Source organism: Sulfurirhabdus autotrophica, assembly GCF_004346685.1.
GTDB classification, from domain to species: Bacteria; Pseudomonadota; Gammaproteobacteria; order Burkholderiales; family SMCO01; genus Sulfurirhabdus; species Sulfurirhabdus autotrophica.
Genome location: NZ_SMCO01000003.1, coordinates 50425 through 69273 on the forward strand (window position 1 = coordinate 50425; position 18849 = coordinate 69273).

Here is an 18849-nt window from a genome sequence, read left to right on the forward strand (position 1 = left end):
TACCTACAGTTACACTTTCAATCTTCCAAACGATGCGACTCTTCACCAAGCTCACCTGTTTCAGGATCAATCCAGTCCGATATACCCAGTTCATCTTCTACTTCCTTTAGCGTTTCTCCAGGTTCGAAGTCAGATTCAGGGTTGTACTGCATATCCTGAACGGCCTCATTCAATGTTGCAAAAGGGCCAAATAACTGGTCGGTCACTTTATCTTGCCAGAAAAAACCATCGGGTCGTTCAATTACGCGTGTTTCATCAAAGTTAGGTGGCGTTTCTGGAATATCACTACCCATTTTCATATCCCTCTCCTTCAATCTAAACAACTAACATCGCAATCTATTCTTCCTTCAAGGAAAAACAGGCTACCCCTGTTTTGGTTAGAGCCGAATCAAGCTATCCACAGAGGAACCTGATTCTTTAGTTTAATAATAACAACTCCATAGTTTACTTTCCACCTGAAATCAATCAGGTAAAAACAACTTTGCCCTACCATAAACAGAAACAGGGGGTTCTGGAACCTTCTCGCCTTAATATGTTTAAATTTACAAGACCCAAAAGTAAGAAATCTGCATGGACCCAGCTTCATGAAGAGCAGGTACATCATTTCAATACATTTCCAGTTCACAAGTTATTCCTTGGCAACATTGCTGCCAATAACTGAATAGCCCTATTCGCCGTCACTGTATTTTGATCGCGATCAGGATTATATTCAACGACTTCAATCCCCAGCAAATTGACACATTCTTTTATTTGCTTAAGCGCATCCAGCAATTCCACGCCCATAATACCATCCGGAGAAGGGCTGCCTACTCCAGGGTCTTCAAAGGGATCAAGCGCATCCAAATCAATGCTGACACCAAATCCAGCGGTACCTTGCTGAGCTATATTCAAAGCATCTTGCATGACCACACCGACACCACGACGGCGTACTTCATCCATAAAAAAAATCCGCACACCAAGCTTTTTGAGTAACTCAGACTCACCCGCTTCAAAACTGCGCACACCAACCAGGCACACATGTTGCGGTAAAAGTTTGGGATAAAAACCGCCAAGCTCAACAAGAGAAGTAATGCCATAACCTAACAAACAAGCTAAAGGCATACCGTGTAAGGCACCGCTTGGCGATGTTTCTGGTGTGTGGCTATCCATATGGGCATCAATCCAGATCAACCCGAGGGGCCCGCTATTCCGGGTAGCCAAAACAACGCCACTCCATGTGCCTATCGCACAGGAATGATCACCCCCTAAAATAACCGGCAAGCTGCCATTGACAATCATGCCACTGACTTTACCGGCCAGCCTCTCACAAAGTGAGGATATCAGGTGTATTTTATTCTTTTCAGGCACGGGAAAAAGAGTTTCATCCCAAGCTACCGAAATTCCATCAGCCAGGAGCTGCGCTTGAAGGCCATGTTCGCGAAGCACCTCTGGGCCCTTGGCGCATCCTTGATCCTGTGCGCCCCAACCCGAAGCCACACCAATTATTTTAATATCTCGCATACCATTCACTATAGCAACGCATTGTTTCAAAGTCTCGATTTTGCATAAATTCAGCCAAATACGTTATGATTAACCGATGAGCCTTGAACAACCTCAATTCCTGAACAGTCAAAAACCGACTGTCAGCCACTTGATGAAGCTAACCGCATTATTTTTGGCGGGCCTGCTAGCTTCCTGCGCCAGTGCGCCACCCACAAACAAATCTAACCTAAAGGGATATCAAATCACTTTACAGGACCCTGCAAAGAGCAAAGAAGTGGTTATGTATGCTATGGGGCTGATGGGCATAGACTACCAGTTTGGCGGCTCCAACCCAGAGAGTGGACTGGACTGTAGTGGCATGGTCAGCTACATTTTTAACAACGCACTAGGCATGAGCCTCCCACATAACGCTCAACAAATTGCCCAGCTAGGCCGGGAAATCCCCCTTGCTAAAATGCAACCTGGCGATCTGGTCTTCTTTAACACACTAAATCGTTCTTTCTCCCATGTGGGCATTTATATCGGCGATGATCGATTTATTCATGCACCCAGTACAAATGGTAAAATCCGCATCAGCAGCCTTAAAACCAGCTATTACGCTCAACGCGTTGAAGCCGCAAGAAGTTTTTTCTATTGAACAGCTAAGCGGCCTGGCCTTGTTAACCTCAATCTCTTGGCTGAGTAAGGGGCGTTTCACTTTCAAATTCACGGAACATCAAGAGCTGCAACACACATAAAGTAAAAATCGAGTCAACCTATCAGCGGTTTTGTGCGTTATTGTAGTGCTATATCGGTAAATATCATTGGCTTTTACTTAATGTATAAGGATGGGACATGAACAAACTAATTTCTGCACTGATTTTTTCAGCTATTGCCACACTAAGTGTGAATGCATTTGCTGCCGGCCCTGAAGCCGCAGCTAAACCAGCTGCTGCAGCGAAATCTGCCGTAGAAGATAAACTGGACATTAATACTGCTTCTGAAGAACAATTGCGCGATTTTCATGGCATCGGAGAAGCGCGAGCCAAAGCGATTATCAAAGGCCGCCCTTACAAAGCTAAAGATGACTTGGTGAAAAAGAAAATTATTCCTAAAGGTGTCTACGACAAAATCAAAGACAACATCATTGCAAAGCAAGCGAAATAATTGTATTTCAGCAAATAAAAAACCCCGCAGCTGCGGGGTTTTTTGTGCCTAAAATCTCGCCGACATCCCTGATTGGATAAGATAAAAATAGCCAGCTACCGCCATGACTGGCAAAACCCACCACACTGACACTGCTGCTATCCGGATATCCTGCGTGGAAGGAATACAGCCGTGAATGAGGTTTGCCGCACAATATACCCATAGCAATTCGTGAGCAAAATACACAACCGGATGGCTTGCAACACGCCACTTGATCAGAAGTATTGCCGCAGGTAATAACAAAAGTGGTGCAAAGCCGATAAACAGTCCGTTATACCAACGCACATTGGCCAGAGAAACAGAGCCTAAAACATACCCCTCACCTTGTCTTTTCGGAATAATACTAAAATTCCTGGGCCGACCAAAAGTTAGCGCACCCAACAAGAAATGGCTTAATTCATGCGCAATGGTTCCCGGTAACACCATCAGGAAAAATACCCCTAAATAACGCTGCAAGAACCTTAACAGCAAAACGAATCCGCCTACAACAGCAAGATAAACAACTAATGACGTTTCCATCGGATTTATTTTATGTTCAATTAGGCTTAATTCCTACCGAAATCAACACTTCAACATTTAACCACAAACCTTCATCACTGGTATCTGACTGAAGTTCGGCAAAATGATCTTCCTTGAAACGCGTTAATTCCTTCTCCGATAGTTGGCTCAGCATCCCACGAAAACCACTGTTCCACAGTATGTCCCACCATTCATCAAAACCAGTCAAAAAGTAGCCAACCTGCTGTGATCTGGTTTCAACCTGGGTAATGCCAGCCATCGCAAACAAAGATTGATGTTTTTCAGCGTCATCCAGCCTTTTCCATGAAAGCGGTGGCATCTCAATACCATATATCTGCAAACGATCCACAAACTTCTGCGACATCGGCTCCATCATGTCCCCGGTGAAACTTGATATTCCTATGCGACCGCCGGGTTTGATAACCGATGCTATGCAGCGTAATGCAGCTTCCATATCTGGCATAAAGAAAATGCCAAATCCACATACAGCATCATCAAACTCAGCAGGAGGGAAAGGCATTGCTTCCAAATCCATGCAATGAAATGTGAGGTTATCAAGATGCTGTAAAGCTGCTTTTGAACTTGCCTGCTTTAGCATACCATCAGACAGGTCAATCCCGGTAACATGACCATTCACTAGCTGCTTCGCACATGCCAAAGCAACTGCACCGGTTCCAGTTGCCACATCGAGTATGCGCTCACGGCCTTCAAATCTCATCTGGTTGGCCAGATGCTCGGCACTTGATCTGAAAAAACGTAACGCTGGTTTGTCGTATCCCGCAGAAGCGACATTAAAGGTTTCTTTAATTTTGTATTTGCGATTTTGATCATTCACAGCAAAACAACCTCTTATTTAAATCAGTTAGTCTGGCTTTCTCCACTTTTTGCAGAACTATTGCAGAAAATACTAGCCAATTTCAGTGCGAGGAGGTGTTGAAGCTTGCTAAATGCTAATTTGCTTTAACACTTGCCAGACGTTGCATCATTTGCCCTACTGTATTGGGATCCAGATCCATACCCACTTCCCACCCTGGATTCACAGCTATCGCCATGCAAGTGTCCATGCGCTCCAATACCCATTTAAAATCTGCAAGCAAACCGCCACCAAAAGCGGGAAAATCCTTCACAAATGGCTTTGCTCGATCGGGACTGGTAAACAGCACCAGCACATTACTGCCGTCTTCATCTTGAATCACCATTGGACTCGCGCTGGTAGAACGCTGAAATCCCTTGATCTCGTTAGCTTCATCCTTCACCGGCATAAACACCTGCGCTGTAAACAACTGGGTCATAAATTCATCGCTGGAAAGGTCGCCGTTAATTGCATCTAAAAGCTGCTTTTCCAGTTCGTTCTTCACTTCAAATATGTCTTCACTCATGTGCATTCTTTATAAAAAAATCAGTTAAAATCGAATATAAGCATATCCCTTTTGCTGCAAATCAATCAACCGTGTATAAGCATCATGCACAATTGTGACTCCGGGCAACAAATCCTCCGCCTGCCAGCCTTTGCCTTTCATGGTTGAATAACAAATTTCAACACTTACACCATGGGCTAGCAACTCTTTAACAACCTGTTCATTAGGATTATAACCAAAAGGATCTTGCTTATACTCCTGATAAGTTTCATCTTTTAATAACCAGTAGGCTGTCGCACCATGCATGATTACGCTGATATGTAATTGTTCCGGCTTTACACCCATGGATTTATACGAATCAAGCAGGCCTCGAACATAATAAAGCGCCTTCCCGATCCCAGCATCCCACACATCATCTTTTACGTCGTAAGCAACGCGAATATCCTGGCGCTTCTCAATACTGATAATGGGACGAAGCGAAAATTCGTCTACTTTATCAGCTGCCAAAGTAAATCCTGCGGTCATTGAACAGAAAAATACCATGCTGGACACTACAATCGCTTTAATAGAAACAAGCATTTCGCAACCTCCACACTGACAGATGCTTCAAAAATGAAGTTGTAGTCATGAAGTATAACCTACCTTTCTGATTACCCAAGGCACTTGGCATAATCAATGCTAGATTAGTCAATTAAGCTAGCTGATCCCATTGACTACATATTATGACGTATGTATAGTTGAAACATGGCACAAAATTTACATCCATTTACGATATCACATCCACTGCTGTGGCTATGGAAGCTTTCCATCACCGCGGCTGTTCCTACATGACGTAAATTTAATTCAGCAACCGCGGACTTTACCGCGATTGCTTAGCTCCGCCATAAGGTCCGCCAGAAAACTATAAGGACTTTATGGATACTGCTATCTCACACCCCTTGTCAAAAAACCAGGTAACTTTAGTGGGTTTTACCTTTGCCCTTTTGGCTGCCATCGGATTTTCTGCCAAAGCCATTTTTGTCAAACTTGCCTATGTCTACCCAGTCGATGCTGTAACTTTACTAGCACTGCGCATGGCGTTTTCCGCGCCTGTCTTTTTGGGCTTAGCACTATGGTTTGGTTTGAACAAAATGTCCCCCCGACTTACCCGTAATGACTGGTTTGCAGTCGTTGGACTGGGTTTATTGGGCTATTACCTTTCCAGTTTATTGGATTTTCTTGGTTTGCAATATATTTCTGCTGGCCTGGAACGCTTGATATTGTTTTTGTATCCCACCATTGTTATTATCCTGAGTGCGCTATATTTCAGTCACAAAATCGATAAAAAAACGATTATTGCAATCTTGTTAAGTTACGCAGGGATAGCACTCGTCTTTTTGCAAAATATTACTTTAACGCAAACAGGCATTGTGCTCGGCTCGCTGCTCGTATTCGCCAGCACTATTTCTTATGCTATATATCTGATTGGTGCTGGGCAATCAATAGCACGAATCGGCGGAATGAGATTTATGGCCTACGCCATGTCGGTAGCGAGCATTGCCACACTGATTCAGTTTGCAGCAATTCACCCCCTGTCAAAATTACAGTTACCCCTTCAGGTTTATGAACTGGGAATGGCAATGGCTGTTTTTTCAACCATTTTACCGGCATTTTTTCTCGCTGCCAGCATACGTAAAATGGGATCTGGGCGCACTTCGATGATCGGCTCAATTGGCCCTGTAACAACCATATACATGGCGCATTTATTTTTGGGAGAATCTATTACAGCATTACAAATAGCCGGTTCCGGACTTGTGCTTATTGGTGTGCTAAGTATTTCCAGACATTAAATGAGGCTCACAACATCACGCATATTGAAAAAAACTGATTATTATTGGAATGCCGATGTGAACAAAGGCTTTACCCGCATTGGCATTCCATTGCACCGCTATGCTGCAGTACTCCAGTCATCCACAGACCAGCGCCGCAACACAATTTTCCCACCTCTATTCATTTTTAAAAGAGCGCCGCCGTCTTTTGAAAGCGCTTCAAACCCGCCCTCAGTCATCAACGGCTTGCCTTCCCTGAACGGCAAGGTAGAAAGTTTAATTTGCCAGGGCATCTCTCCTGAGCGCCGCACCCCAAATGACACTTCAAAATCCAGCAGTTCCACGATTTGCTTGAGGCCATATTCCCTGCACTCAATCAAGGTGCTCAGCGATTCTGATTGAGGCACAAAATAACCGCGATCACGGACGTACATGAAATAATCGCCCACCACCAACAACAATCCTTTACGCTGCCCGGAAATGTCTGTGATATCGCCTTCATCCTGGAACCGTAAAGCAATCGATTCAGCGCCGGGTTCACTGATCTTTCGCCACACCAGATGCTCAGTACTATTGGGCGATCCTTCCCACAAGTTTTCGCCTTCGAAACGCATTTCCCTGTCGTTGGCCTTTCCCCGAGAGGGCTGATAGTCAATCTGCCGTCGGCGATGCAACAAACCATCCCCCACTATGCAGGCACCAGCAATGGCTTGCTGGCTTGCCAGCCACATCAATTCTTCCTGATTCATTTCTGACAAGGATGCTTTTCCGGAAAAATCCGGGCGCCCAGCAGGAACCAGAAGACTTGCATGCAGCCGCTTTGTCTGCAACCAGAATGAACGAGCAACCTCTTCTGTTTCTCCCCCCGATGGAAGTTGCTGCCAAGCCCCTCTGTATTTGTCCGGTACATCTTCTGTGGTTTTCATTTGCATTTGCACACCCTTCTTTACAGAAATTATTCTGAAAAACTTCCGCACGCAAAACAATACTTTTTATGAAAGTATATCAAGCACAAATACTCTTCTTCTAACAGTTTCGGCTTAAACTGTTAAAAAGAGCAAAATCATTTGAGAATTTTACATATTTTCTGGGTGAAACCGGCACTGGAGCGCTATGAATGAACGCATAAGACATATACTCAACCAAATATCAACCCTTGAAGACGAGCTCAGAACTGCGCTTTTTGAGCAGGAAGCCAAAATGCGGTACCGCATCGAAGGCAAGCGCGTCAAATTTGAACGCGCTATCAAAGAAGCCCACCAGCGGTTGAAATTAGGCATTTTACGCTGGTTCTTAACCGTCCCCCCCCTAAACTATCTCACTGCGCCCATCATCTATGGCATGATTATCCCGCTGGTTTTTCTGGATATGACCGTCACAATCTATCAACTGACTTGTTTTCCCATTTACAAAATCCCGAAGGTCCGGCGCTCACAATTCATTATCTTTGACCATCAGCACCTGTCATATCTGAATGCAATTGAAAAATTCCATTGCCTGTATTGCTCCTATGCTAATGGTCTCATGGCCTATGCACGTGAAATTATCGCACGTACCGAACAGTATTTTTGCCCTATTAAACACGCCAGTAAATTACTGCATTCACACTCTCGCTATGCGCAGTTTCTTGACTATGGCGATGCAACAGACTTCCAAACCAAACTCAATCAGTTCCGGACTGAACTTGCCAACGAAAGAAAGAAGAATAAAAATACAGATAGTTAGCGCAACATACAAGCGCGTTACCCGCGCTCCACGAATTTGGCCCAGTTTACTATTTTGATGTTCGTAAACGATTTAGATAAAACCATGTAAAATAGTCGGACATTGATTTAAAGAACCAAGGAGAGCTGTTTTGACTACGAACACCACTGAACGCTTCGCCCAGGCGATTGCGGGCTTCGACGCTGCCAATGCAGAAGACCCAAACAAAGAAATTTCCGAAGGGGCAGAACACCCCAAGGAACTGCTTTACGCGCAACGTATGAGCGCCATGTTGAAACGATTTGCACCAGAGGCATCTGAAGCGGTTCAGCTTGCTGTCCGTTGCCAGCACATTCAGCGTTGGAAAAGCGCGCGTACCGATTATCCTGCTACGCCTGAAGGATACAAAAAATGGCGTACCGATCTGCAAAAATTTCATGCTGAAACAGCCGGTAATATCATGCGCGAGGCTGGCTATGATGATGAAATGATCACTCGCGTGCAATCTTTGTTGCGCAAGGAAGGCCTGAAGCGTAATCCTGAAACACAATTACTGGAAGACGTAGTTGACCTGGTTTTCCTGGAATATTACATGGATGATTTTGTCAAAAAATATAGCCATTATGACGAAGCAAAATGGATTGATATCATCCAGAAAACCTGGAGAAAAATGTCTCCGGAAGGGCATAAGTTTGCACTGACACTTAATTTGCCTCCGGCGCATGTTCCGCTGATATTGAAGGCGGTAGGGTAATCAGGGCTTTTTTTCCTGGGGCTTCCTTTTTTGGACAAACCATCGCGAATTCCTCTTCGGCAATTGTGCCGGGAGGAATTGCGTCCATTTTAATCTGCGCGGCTTCAAGAGAAATTGACGTAATAAAGCGACCGCCTTCGGCATAGGTTATCCCGTAACTGTACCCTTGCGTTCGCTCCTTGCAATTGATTATACGACGTACCTTTTTCTCTTTGATTTTTTTACCGGAAGCCTGATCAATGATCTCTGGCTCCCTATATTGCAGTTTTTCCCAAAATTCAACATTTTCTCCATTCTGCTTAACATCCCCTTTATCAACAGAAAAAGTGATGTTGGGAGTGTTTGTGGTAATGGTCACCCACTCTTCTGCTGCATGTGCCGTTTTGACACCAAAAAGAAACAACAAAATCGCCAGGTTAAAAAAAACTCTACTCATTCTTGCCTCCCCATGGCTTTATATAAATTGAATACTTGTTGCGTTAGCCATACCACGACAGCAATCAGGCTTGCAGCGCCTAATCTCAGGCCCATCTACCAGGATCAGGATTAATACCGCGTTCCATCTGTTCAATACCACTTCGTCTTAAATCGCGCCAGCGCATCGTACTTTCTCCAAAAAGTAAGCATTCATTCTAACCAAACCCAATACGCTTGTGGTAAAAGAAAGCACTGACAGATAACAATAAACTGCCGACATGAATACACCGCATAATATGTTTGAGTTAAAAGACATTTTCACAGTTATACCAAATTGGGCCAACTGGATTGCTCAAGATGAAGATGGTGCATGGTGGGCCTATGAAGCCCATCCAAACCAGCATGATATCGGGTGGTATGAAAATGAAGTGGGTAGAATTAAAAAAATTGGGCATGATATCCAAAACCCAGATTGGGAAAACAGTCTAACGCGGATACGTGAGAAGTGAATCCGCTCCTAACCCTATCAAATACCGGTTACTCTCTTAAGATCAAGTCCCCATTTAGCCGGATCTTCTACACACTCAATAGCATCCTGAGAACGCGACATATCCAGAATTTCCATCGCAATAGGCGCTTGTGACCGTGTAGAAAAAAAGATTTTAACAAACGGCTTCAAAAGACTACTTTCACTCTGATCCGTTACAACGCCCAATCTGCCGGAGCGTAACTTAAGCAAAGTACCTGTTGGGTAGATTCCCACCGTTTTGACGAAAGATTGGAACACCACCGGATCAAAATGACCTTGCCATTCAGCCATTTTACGCAATGCCTCCGCGGGCGCCCAACCTGCCTTATAGCAACGGTTAGAAGTAATGGCATCATATACATCACATACGGCACCCATACGCGCAAAAAGCAGCAAGTCATTGCCTGATAATTTATCCGGGTAGCCGCTGCCATCCACTTTCTCATGGTGATGCAAACAAACTTCAAGTGCTATCTCATCCACACCATAGGACGCTTTCAAAACTTCCCACCCTCTTACAGGATGGGTTTTAACCACGTCAAACTCCTGATCCGTCAGGCGACCTGGTTTATTCAGCACATCATCCGGAATCGCCATTTTCCCCACATCATGAAGTAACCCTGCCATCCCCAATGACTTCAAGGTATCGCCTTCAATCCCCATATGCTTACCTAATGCAATCATGAGCGCACAAACTGCAACAGAATGGAGGTAGGTATAGTCATCCTTGGTTTTCAATCTTGCAAGACTTAATAGTGCACCAGGATTACGGGAAACAGACTGGTTAATTTCATCCACCAGCGAAGTCGCTTCTCCAAGCTGCAACGCCTTTCCCATTCGTGCTTCCTGAAACATGGACATCACTGCTTGCTTGGCTTTGCCCTGAATTTTTTTTGCTCGATCCATCTCCTGATCAAGAGAAACACGGGCTTTTTCTTGCGTTTTTTTAACTACTGCCTGCAGCAGAATATCATCTGTTTTCTGCTTAGCTTCCTCAACAGAAACCTCTTTTACCTGAGCGGGCACATCCAGTCCCTTTGAAGTATCTATCCATACCTCATGGACACCACTTTTCTGAATTGTCACTAGGTCTTTTTGCTCCGAAAGCTTAAATTTGGACTTCCAGAACGGATGGTCCATCCAGCTCCCGCAAAACTCATCGACAAACATCCCGGTTTTCAGATCGCTGACGTTAATTTTTTTTCGCATAAACCAACCAATCCCAAAGCCAACATCTGGCGTATAAAATAACCCTTATGTGCCAATTAATTCATAGGGTCAATTATTATCTCTGAAAAACACTCAGCTTATATGTTTAGTCTATGCCTGAATATTCAACTCATCAATTCCAGTATTCAAATCAACATTACGGCAATTCTGAATAACATTTGGTTTCTTCAGCTGTGTGGCATATTAGCGCCCTTTCCCTCCCATAATAGCACCAAGTACTCCGCGTAAAATTTGTTTGCCCAACTGGCTCCCAATAGCACGGGCTGCACTCTTGGCCAGGGCTTCAACCACGCCTTCCCTGCTACGTCCTGATTTCGCGCTGCTCCCACCAAACATGCCGCCCAACATTCCCCCGGTCTCTGCTGGTTCTTCTTGAGCCTTCACAACTTGCTCCGCTCGCGCTTTAAGAACTTCATAAGCAGATTCCCGATCCACTTCTGCTTCATAATGCCCATAAAGTACTGAAGCTCTAATCAGTTGCTGACAGGTAGCTTCGTCAACCGGACCAATCTGGCTTTGTGGCGGTACAATCAAGGCTCGTTCGACAACTGTTGGCCTGCCCTTTTCATCCAGGGTAGAAACCAAAGCTTCCCCCACGCCCAACTCTGTAATGGCACTTGCCACATCCAGATCCGGATTGGCCCGCATCGTTTGCGCAGCGGCTTTAACGGATTTTTGATCACGCGGCGTAAATGCACGCAATGCATGCTGAACTCGATTACCCAGTTGGCCAAGTATATTATCTGGAATGTCATCCGGATTTTGGGTGACAAAATACACCCCGACCCCTTTAGAACGGATCAGCCTTACAACCTGTTCAATTTTATCCAGTAAAGCTGATGGCGTATCCTTGAACAAAAGGTGGGCTTCATCAAAAAAGAACACTAACCGTGGTTTTTCAGGATCACCAATTTCCGGCAGATTTTCGAAAAGTTCCGATAACAATCCCAACAGGAAAGTCGAATAGACGCTTGGGGACTGCATCAATTTGTCCGCTGACAAAATATTGATCATTCCGCGGCCCTGGTTATCTGTTTGCATGATATCGCTAATATTAAGCGCCGGCTCACCAAACAGCTTATCTCCACCTCCCTGCTCAATACTTAACAACCCGCGCTGAATAGCGCCAATACTGGCTGCAGAAACATTTCCATAGTCTGTAGTAAATGTTTTCGCGTTATCCCCCACATACTGCAACATCGCACGTAAGTCTTTCAGATCAAGCAACAACATCCCATTATCATCAGCAATTTTGAAGACCAGCATCATTACGCCAGATTGGGTATCGTTCAGGTTAAGCATGCGTGAGAGCAGAAGAGGGCCAAATTCCGACACTGTTGTTCTGGCAGGGTGCCCCCTTTCTCCAAAAACATCCCAGAATGTGACCGGACAAGAGGAGAAAACGTAGTCAGTGAGGCTCATTTTTTCAACACGCTCTGTGATTTTTGGGTGGGTTTTACCTGGTTGACTAATACCAGAAAGATCACCTTTTACATCAGACATAAATACTGGCACGCCCATGCGACTGAAATTTTCAGCTAGCACTTGAAGCGTAACCGTTTTTCCCGTACCAGTTGCACCTGCAATCAAGCCGTGTCGATTCGCCATTTTTGGCAGCAGAAAAACTTCCTTGTTTCCTTTTGCAATCAGTATAGGATCCGACATGCCATCTCCGAATTAATCATCAAATTTATTTCCTTCTGATTATCATATCATTATCCCATACAGGCGGCGAACCATACCAATTGCGTCACCCGTTTTACGATTGTTCAGACTTGCATCCTGATTCTGCATTTATCGCGTTTATCTGCCTTGCTTTTCAATAGATATGAAGATGACTCAAATTCAATTTCTCAGCCATTTTAGGAGGAAACTCTAGACCGACAGAATCACCCAGATTTGAATGATCGGCATCCAGTGAGAAATTGAGCGAAAAAAAAAGGGCCAGGTCGTTAACCTGGCCCTTTTGGCTTTTTACCCCTTCAGCTTATTTAATAACCTGTATGGAACTTGTTGCCGCATTACCGCTGGTATCCACAGCCTTAACACTGATTACATGGGTACCGGAACTCACTCTGCGCATGTTCCAATTATAGGAAAGAGTGCCTCCAGTGACAGTCGTTGCGAGCAATCCATCTATGTAAAGGCTGGTATTGGCAACAGCAACATTATCTTTTGCTTCGGCTAATATCAAAACCTTCGTCGCAATTTTGCTGCCATTTATCGGACTGGAAATAGTCACAGTAGGAGGTGTAATATCAACAGCGTTTTTAACATTCACCATTACAACGGGTGAAGCGCTGTAATTACCTGCTGCGTCATAAGCATAAGCCACCAATTGCGCCTCACCATCCGATACCTTTGTTGAATCCCATGAGAATGCATATGGCGAAGCGTTATCACTAGCAACCAAAACACCATTAGCTAGCAGATCAACATGCGTCACCCCCACATTATCCGATGCAGAGGCATCAACAGAAACCCACCCTGATACGGTCGCATTATTTCCTGGAGAACCGATTGCTACCACTGGCGCGCTCAAGTCTCTCGACACTGATAGAGCAGCAGCCTGCACCGCAGCAAAAGTATTCACCCTGCCATATCCATAGTTCTGGTCCCACCCGGCAGTGCCAAGATCAACCGCAGTGGTTTTCAGCAGGTTTTCCACATCCACAGGGCTAAGTTGCGGGTTAGCTGCCAACATCAACGTAACGGTACCCGCTGTGGCAGGACTGGAGAATGAAGTACCTGAAACGGCACTATATCCGCCACCTCGGGTTGTAGTCCAGATACCTGCACCCGGTGCGGAAACATCCACAAATGGGCCATAGGTAGACCAACTGGTTTTCACATCATTACTATCCGTTGCAGAAACGGAAATCATTGTGTCGTCAGCAAGAGAGCTGTCCAGAGCACCACTATTACCCGCTGAAACAACTGTCACCCCGCCCTTGTTTTTCATATATTGAGCGGCATTCTGGACCGTAGCGTAACCTGACACGGCATAGCTGATATTGGCAACCCGCGCCCCATGATCAGCAGCCCAAATCAGACCGTTGGCTATTGTACTGATGCTGGCCATGCCATCTGTGCCACTAATGCGTACTGGCATTATCTTAGCCTGCCAGGCAAAAGAACTCACACCAATCGCATTATCACTGGCAGCACCTACTACCCCGGCTACCATCGTTCCGTGCCCATAGACGTCAGCTGTATCTGCATTATTGTCATACATGTTCCAGCCAGGAACGAGCTGTCCTGCCAAATCAGGATGGGTCGCATCAACACCGGTATCCAATATGGCTACTGTAATTCCGTTTCCCAGACTGATGTCCCACGCACTGCCTGCCTGCATTTTATTCAAGTGCCACTCATTTGGCGTATAGGGGTCATTTGACGTTTTTTCTGCATGAAGAATGTAATCCAGCTCAGCGAATTTGATATTCTTATGTTTTCTCAAACTGTTTAGCACAGCCTTTTCTGACGCATTACCGGGAAGTTCAACAATTTGAACATTGACCCCTTTAATTTTTCTCAATGCGTGACCGCCGTGTGGCTTCAGCACCTTTTCAAATTCAGCGGCATCAAGGCCTGCACGGGGTTGAACAAGAATTCTGCCCTTTACCCAGTCGGCACCAGGTTCTATAGCAGACACAGGATTGGCAGCCAGGCAGAGACCTGCTCCCGCTAGCAACGTGAACAACAAATTATGGGGGAAAACGTGTAGATACTGCTTGGACTGGCTCATTTGCAACTCCTCATTAAATCAGGTTCCATCTTGAAACCTGTGACATGGGGAATGCTTAGCCAATAGAACGCTCAACAGCCAGCAACGTATACGCAGTGGCTGAAACATCTAAATTGAGCGGAACAGTGCAAATAACTTACTGTACACACCTGGCCTGGCAGTCCCGCTGTCGTGGGGGAAAACCCCGTTAGACCGGTAACTTTGCGCCCCACCCTTTCGGGTGGTTTGCCTTTTTCAGGACAATCTGCAGTTTCGTTAGACAATGACTACTGTCTGGGTCAGATAACCCAGCGGTTTAAAAAAATTATCACTGTTTACAAAATTGCTTGGAAGAAGTATCTCAGAAAATAATTCTTTGTGGGATTAATGATTTGTAATTTTATTGCTATTATATTCACAGCACCCTCATACCCTGCCACTCTGCAACATTTTAGTAAATTGATGCATTACACAATAAAAAAGCCGCTATTGCGGCTTTTTATTTCACTAATTAGCAACGAGGTGTTACTGAACTGCTTTTCTTCTTGCCAACCCTACCAAACCAATCAGGCCAGATCCTAGCAGCCACGCAGCAGCAGGGACGGGTACCAAATTAGGTGGAAGAGTGGTTGTGCTACCAGCAAAATATGCGCTGGTTACCATTCCATTAGCATCACTCAGATTAGAGGTAAACCCAGCCACATGGGCAGCGAAAAAAGGATTAGTAGAACCAAACCAGCTTCCAGCTGTACCAGTTGAAGGATTTGCATAACTACTAATACTATCCCCAGCAATATTGATGGAGAAGGTCAATGGATCCAGACGAGAATTACCAGTTCCTGTTTCTGCAACTGAAAATGAGCCAAAACCATCCAGGTTACCTGACCCAACAGACCAGGAAGTGTTTAGATTGTAAATATTTGAACTGGAAAGCGCCATTGTTGGATTGAAGCCAAACGCCTGGAGACCAAAATTGGTTCCAATACCAATCGGAGAAGTACTAAAAGCAGAAGTAGTTTCCACCTTAAAATCAATATCTCCAGCATTAGTCGTTGAATCAGAGACGGTAACTTTTACATAACCAATTCCATCCAACAATGCATTGGACTGGTCGAGGTAGTAAGTAACAGAAGCAGCTTGAGCATTCATTCCCCAAGCCAACCCTAAGCAAACCACAAGTTTCGCTGTACGTTTCATTCGATCTCTCCATCCATATTAAGATTTATACTTCTAATTACAGTGAGTCCTTTTTACTAACAGGGACTCAACACAAACTATCGTACTACAATAAAGTAACTATCCTACCAAAACACTATCAATATGATTCTAATGAACAAACCTGAAATTAAAGGGTAATTACTGAATGACTCTTCTTCTAGCCAAGCCCACCAAACCAATCAAGCCAGAACCAAGCAACCAAGCAGCTGCTGGTACAGGAACCACTTGTGGAGGAAGCCCTGGGTTATTAACGAAGCTAGCACTGTTGCCATCCTGAAACCCAGTTACGTGAATACCAAGACGTAGATTACCGTTACTTAGATCTAACAGAACATCATTAAGTGTTTTGCCACTTTTTAATGCATAGTCTAAAGTCAGCCATTCAGAAGCTGCGTTCACACCATGACTCGTTGTTCCGCCATTACCAGCATTTGCTCCAGACGTAAAAGCAGTGGACGTCGAAGCATTAAAAGGTGGGGTGATATTATTGGCACCAGGCAAATTTGCTGGATTAGCATCTAACGAAAACACTACATTAGTCTGATTACCAACGTCGCTATCAGTGATCGTTGGTAAAGGAGAGCCACTTAGAGAAGAAGTACCGGCATCGAAATAAACATCGGTAATGGATGATTTCGATCCTACTTTATTATAAAAAGTAAAGCTTACGCCCTTAGTTGTGCCTATTACATCAACTGTAAGCTGAGACTGTCCAATACCACAATCGGTAGAAACGCTAGGCGTAATGCAGAAAAAACTCAGCGTAGATGCTTGAGCGTTCATTCCCCAAGCTAACCCTAAACATACCAGAAGTTTCGCAATACGTTTCATTCGATCCCCACATCCATATTAAGATTTATCTTTCTTATTTAATGAGTCCATTTTACAAACAAAGACTCAACACAAACTATCAGTACTACAATGAAGCAATTATCATACCAAAATACTATCAATATGATTCTAATGAATAAAATAAATAGTACGATTGGACTTTGTAAAATATATCGACAACAAAAATTGTCATAGCAAACCGCAATTCAAGCAGTTTATTCCTGCTTCATTGGCTTTCAGGTTATGAAGCAAACAGGATTCATTTATTTATGCCAATGTAAAACTGTAAAATATTTCGACACCATAAAATAACTGGCTGATTAGCCTGTCAGCTTGATTTAATGAGGCTATTCCTTACGCGCTTCAGCGCACGCAATAAATACTTGCAGCGTTTTTAGAAACGTTGCTCCTATACTCTGGTAAATTTATCAGCTTTCCAGCCCTTTCTTTAACAACTCAGCGACTAACTCATTCAATCCTGTCTGGCGTTCCTCAGCCAACTCCTGCATCTGTTTCACTAGATCACTATTCAGCTTTACGGCAAATGGCACCAACCCCAGTGCCTGATCCTGCTTGCGTTGTTCACGTCGATCCAGCACTACAGCAGCCTCTTTACCGAAGCGTCCTGGTGTACCGGCCTGACTCAACTTCCTGTTAATTTTCAAACCAAATTCCTTAGCCAAATCAGTTCTTTTCATCGCTTGCTATCCATATTAAATCGAGATGCTATATTCTACAGAGCATTAGTTTAATTCGCTTAATTAATGATATAAAACACCCATTTCAATGGGTATTCTGCGGTAGCGCCAATTTAATCGGGTAGCAATGGCTAATGACCTTGGATCTCGCCTCTGCATCCGATGTATTCGTTAAAATACCCACCATCACTTGAATTGGCTCTTCATGTGAAACCACCACGATATGCTCCGCTGAAATTGATCGCATTTTATTCAGAAAAGTAATCAGCCGTCGCTTCATATCTGCATACGACTCACAATCAGGCACTACCGCACTTAATCTGTCCGGCACTTGTGCTGCATGCCATGCGCTTGTTGGCTTTCCTTCAAATGCAAAAGCACCGGTCTCATTGATCAAGCTGTCTTCTATAATCGGCACCTCGAAACGTTTGTTAATTATTTCCGCAGTTTGCCTTGCCCGGGGAAATTCGGAACAATAAATCACATCAATATTAGATTGGGGCAATTCTTTACTACAGCATGCTGCCTGCTCCTTTCCTGTAACTGTCAGATTATTACGTACTTCAGGATGAGCATTGACCCGATCCATAAGGTTGAAATCCGCTTCGCCATGGCGGACAAAATAGAGGGTTTTATTGGGCATCTTTTTCAATTCCACAAAAAACTTTCAACAAAATTATTGAATTTTACAGCGACCGATCTAATACAACCAATGGTTTCAGGTCTAAAACTACCACATGGCGCGCTTGTAACATTCAAATAATGTCCTATAACAGGATAACGCGTTAGTTTCTAACTCGCTCTTTCAAATTTTTCAAGAGGATTATCCATGAATAAAATGCTTGGCCTGACAGCTATCACTTTACTGTTATCTGTTCATTTTGCTGTTGCGGATGAGCTTGTTATACCCATGAATATGGTTGATAGCAATGGTGTAGGCAAATCAGTCGGTTCAGTGACTGCTTCTGAATCACCATATGGCGTGATTTTCACGCCAAATTTAAGTGATTTAACTCCCGGTTTGCATGGTTTCCATGTTCACGAAAATGCTGATTGTTCTGCAAAGGAAAAGGACGGAAAAATGGTAGGTGGCCTGGGCGCTGGCGGACATTATGACCCTGAAAAAACAGGCAAGCATGAAGGCCCATACGGCAAAGGCCACTTGGGCGACCTTCCCGCTCTATATGTTACAGATAACGGCAAAGCAAATTATCCCGCACTTGCTCCTCGCCTGAAACTTGCCGATTTGAAAGGCCGATCATTAATGATTCATGCGGGTGGCGACAATCATGCTGACCACCCTGAAAAACTGGGGGGCGGGGGCTCTCGCATGGTATGTGGAATTGTGAAATAACATGATTTTTTTTATTCACTGAATTAGTTGATTTT

General features: G+C 44.4%; 22 protein-coding genes and 1 riboswitch. Of the genes, 7 read left to right on the forward strand and 15 right to left on the reverse strand.

The features are described 5' to 3' along the window. Window positions 1-17: 17 nt before the first annotated feature. Together EDC63_RS05535 and EDC63_RS05540 are read right to left on the reverse strand one after the other, a co-directional pair. Window positions 18-299, reverse strand: a complete 282-nt coding sequence (locus EDC63_RS05535) for a hypothetical protein (RefSeq protein WP_306307883.1) — start codon at window positions 297-299, stop codon at window positions 18-20. A 322-nt stretch (window positions 300-621) separates the two neighbouring features. Further along, window positions 622-1500, reverse strand: coding sequence for an arginase (locus EDC63_RS05540; RefSeq protein ID WP_124946040.1), 879 nt, complete (start codon window positions 1498-1500; stop codon window positions 622-624). A gap of 76 nt (window positions 1501-1576) precedes the next feature. Here EDC63_RS05540 and EDC63_RS05545 point away from each other — a divergent pair, with 76 nt between their 5' ends. Together EDC63_RS05545 and EDC63_RS05550 are read left to right on the forward strand one after the other, a co-directional pair. Further along, entirely contained in the window at window positions 1577-2119 is a 543-nt protein-coding gene (locus EDC63_RS05545) for a C40 family peptidase (RefSeq protein ID WP_223248236.1), read from the forward strand. Window positions 2120-2316: 197 nt separating this feature from the next. Then, a complete protein-coding gene (locus tag EDC63_RS05550) occupies window positions 2317-2628 on the forward strand; it encodes a ComEA family DNA-binding protein (protein ID WP_124945984.1) in 312 nt (103 codons plus the stop codon). Window positions 2629-2676: 48 nt separating this feature from the next. On the opposite strand, the gene EDC63_RS05555 is transcribed toward EDC63_RS05550, so the two are convergent. The 4 genes from EDC63_RS05555 to EDC63_RS05570 form a co-directional block, all read right to left on the reverse strand. Further along, window positions 2677-3186 carry a hypothetical protein gene (locus EDC63_RS05555; RefSeq protein WP_124945983.1) on the reverse strand — a complete coding sequence of 170 codons (510 nt, stop codon included), beginning with the start codon at window positions 3184-3186 and terminating at the stop codon, window positions 2677-2679. Window positions 3187-3202: 16 nt separating this feature from the next. Next, the gene (locus EDC63_RS05560) at window positions 3203-4021 is read right to left on the reverse strand and encodes a class I SAM-dependent methyltransferase (RefSeq protein ID WP_124945982.1); all 819 of its coding nucleotides are present in this window, start codon (window positions 4019-4021) and stop codon (window positions 3203-3205) included. 115 nt (window positions 4022-4136) lie between these two features. Beyond that, window positions 4137-4565, reverse strand: coding sequence for an SseB family protein (locus tag EDC63_RS05565; protein ID WP_124945981.1), 429 nt, complete (start codon window positions 4563-4565; stop codon window positions 4137-4139). A gap of 24 nt (window positions 4566-4589) precedes the next feature. Beyond that, window positions 4590-5123 (reverse strand): DsrE family protein, encoded by a 534-nt coding sequence (locus tag EDC63_RS05570; protein ID WP_223248235.1) that lies wholly within the window; start codon window positions 5121-5123, stop codon window positions 4590-4592. Between the two features lie 335 nt (window positions 5124-5458). On the opposite strand from EDC63_RS05570, the gene EDC63_RS05575 reads away from it, so the two are divergent. Beyond that, a complete protein-coding gene (locus tag EDC63_RS05575; protein WP_124945980.1) occupies window positions 5459-6373 on the forward strand; it encodes a DMT family transporter in 915 nt (304 codons plus the stop codon). Between the two features lie 98 nt (window positions 6374-6471). On the opposite strand, the gene EDC63_RS05580 is transcribed toward EDC63_RS05575, so the two are convergent. After that, window positions 6472-7284, reverse strand: a complete 813-nt coding sequence (locus EDC63_RS05580) for a hypothetical protein (RefSeq protein ID WP_124945979.1) — start codon at window positions 7282-7284, stop codon at window positions 6472-6474. A gap of 181 nt (window positions 7285-7465) precedes the next feature. Here EDC63_RS05580 and EDC63_RS05585 point away from each other — a divergent pair, with 181 nt between their 5' ends. Further along, window positions 7466-8077: a hypothetical protein gene (locus tag EDC63_RS05585; protein ID WP_124945978.1), complete on the forward strand. Its 612-nt coding sequence runs from the start codon at window positions 7466-7468 to the stop codon at window positions 8075-8077. 130 nt (window positions 8078-8207) lie between these two features. Next, complete coding sequence (locus EDC63_RS05590; protein WP_124945977.1) at window positions 8208-8810, forward strand: DUF4202 domain-containing protein; 603 nt, start codon at window positions 8208-8210, stop codon at window positions 8808-8810. Here the strand turns inward: EDC63_RS05590 and EDC63_RS05595 are convergent. Further along, window positions 8761-9246, reverse strand: coding sequence for a surface-adhesin E family protein (locus EDC63_RS05595; RefSeq protein WP_124945976.1), 486 nt, complete (start codon window positions 9244-9246; stop codon window positions 8761-8763). The genes EDC63_RS05590 and EDC63_RS05595 overlap by 50 nt on opposite strands. 259 nt (window positions 9247-9505) lie before the next feature. Between EDC63_RS05595 and EDC63_RS05600 the strand changes: the two genes are divergently transcribed. After that, window positions 9506-9736 (forward strand): hypothetical protein, encoded by a 231-nt coding sequence (locus tag EDC63_RS05600; protein WP_223248234.1) that lies wholly within the window; start codon window positions 9506-9508, stop codon window positions 9734-9736. A 17-nt stretch (window positions 9737-9753) separates the two neighbouring features. On the opposite strand, the gene EDC63_RS05605 is transcribed toward EDC63_RS05600, so the two are convergent. From EDC63_RS05605 to EDC63_RS05635, 7 genes are all read right to left on the reverse strand, one after another. After that, window positions 9754-10965: an HD-GYP domain-containing protein gene (locus tag EDC63_RS05605; protein WP_124945975.1), complete on the reverse strand. Its 1212-nt coding sequence runs from the start codon at window positions 10963-10965 to the stop codon at window positions 9754-9756. A 204-nt stretch (window positions 10966-11169) separates the two neighbouring features. After that, the gene (locus EDC63_RS05610) at window positions 11170-12651 is read right to left on the reverse strand and encodes a helicase HerA-like C-terminal domain-containing protein (protein WP_124945974.1); all 1482 of its coding nucleotides are present in this window, start codon (window positions 12649-12651) and stop codon (window positions 11170-11172) included. A gap of 322 nt (window positions 12652-12973) precedes the next feature. Further along, the gene (locus tag EDC63_RS05615; protein ID WP_124945973.1) at window positions 12974-14734 is read right to left on the reverse strand and encodes a S8 family serine peptidase; all 1761 of its coding nucleotides are present in this window, start codon (window positions 14732-14734) and stop codon (window positions 12974-12976) included. A gap of 153 nt (window positions 14735-14887) precedes the next feature. After that, window positions 14888-14974: riboswitch (cyclic di-GMP riboswitch) on the reverse strand. A 264-nt stretch (window positions 14975-15238) separates the two neighbouring features. Then, a complete protein-coding gene (locus EDC63_RS05620; protein ID WP_124945972.1) occupies window positions 15239-15910 on the reverse strand; it encodes a VPLPA-CTERM sorting domain-containing protein in 672 nt (223 codons plus the stop codon). A 159-nt stretch (window positions 15911-16069) separates the two neighbouring features. Beyond that, window positions 16070-16762, reverse strand: coding sequence for a VPLPA-CTERM sorting domain-containing protein (locus EDC63_RS18735; RefSeq protein ID WP_223248233.1), 693 nt, complete (start codon window positions 16760-16762; stop codon window positions 16070-16072). A 428-nt stretch (window positions 16763-17190) separates the two neighbouring features. Then, window positions 17191-17460 carry a hypothetical protein gene (locus tag EDC63_RS05630; RefSeq protein WP_124945971.1) on the reverse strand — a complete coding sequence of 90 codons (270 nt, stop codon included), beginning with the start codon at window positions 17458-17460 and terminating at the stop codon, window positions 17191-17193. An 85-nt stretch (window positions 17461-17545) separates the two neighbouring features. Further along, complete coding sequence (locus EDC63_RS05635; protein WP_124945970.1) at window positions 17546-18103, reverse strand: histidine phosphatase family protein; 558 nt, start codon at window positions 18101-18103, stop codon at window positions 17546-17548. Window positions 18104-18289: 186 nt separating this feature from the next. On the opposite strand from EDC63_RS05635, the gene sodC reads away from it, so the two are divergent. Beyond that, a complete protein-coding gene (gene sodC, locus EDC63_RS05640; protein ID WP_189836500.1) occupies window positions 18290-18814 on the forward strand; it encodes a superoxide dismutase family protein in 525 nt (174 codons plus the stop codon). Window positions 18815-18849 lie beyond the last annotated feature (35 nt).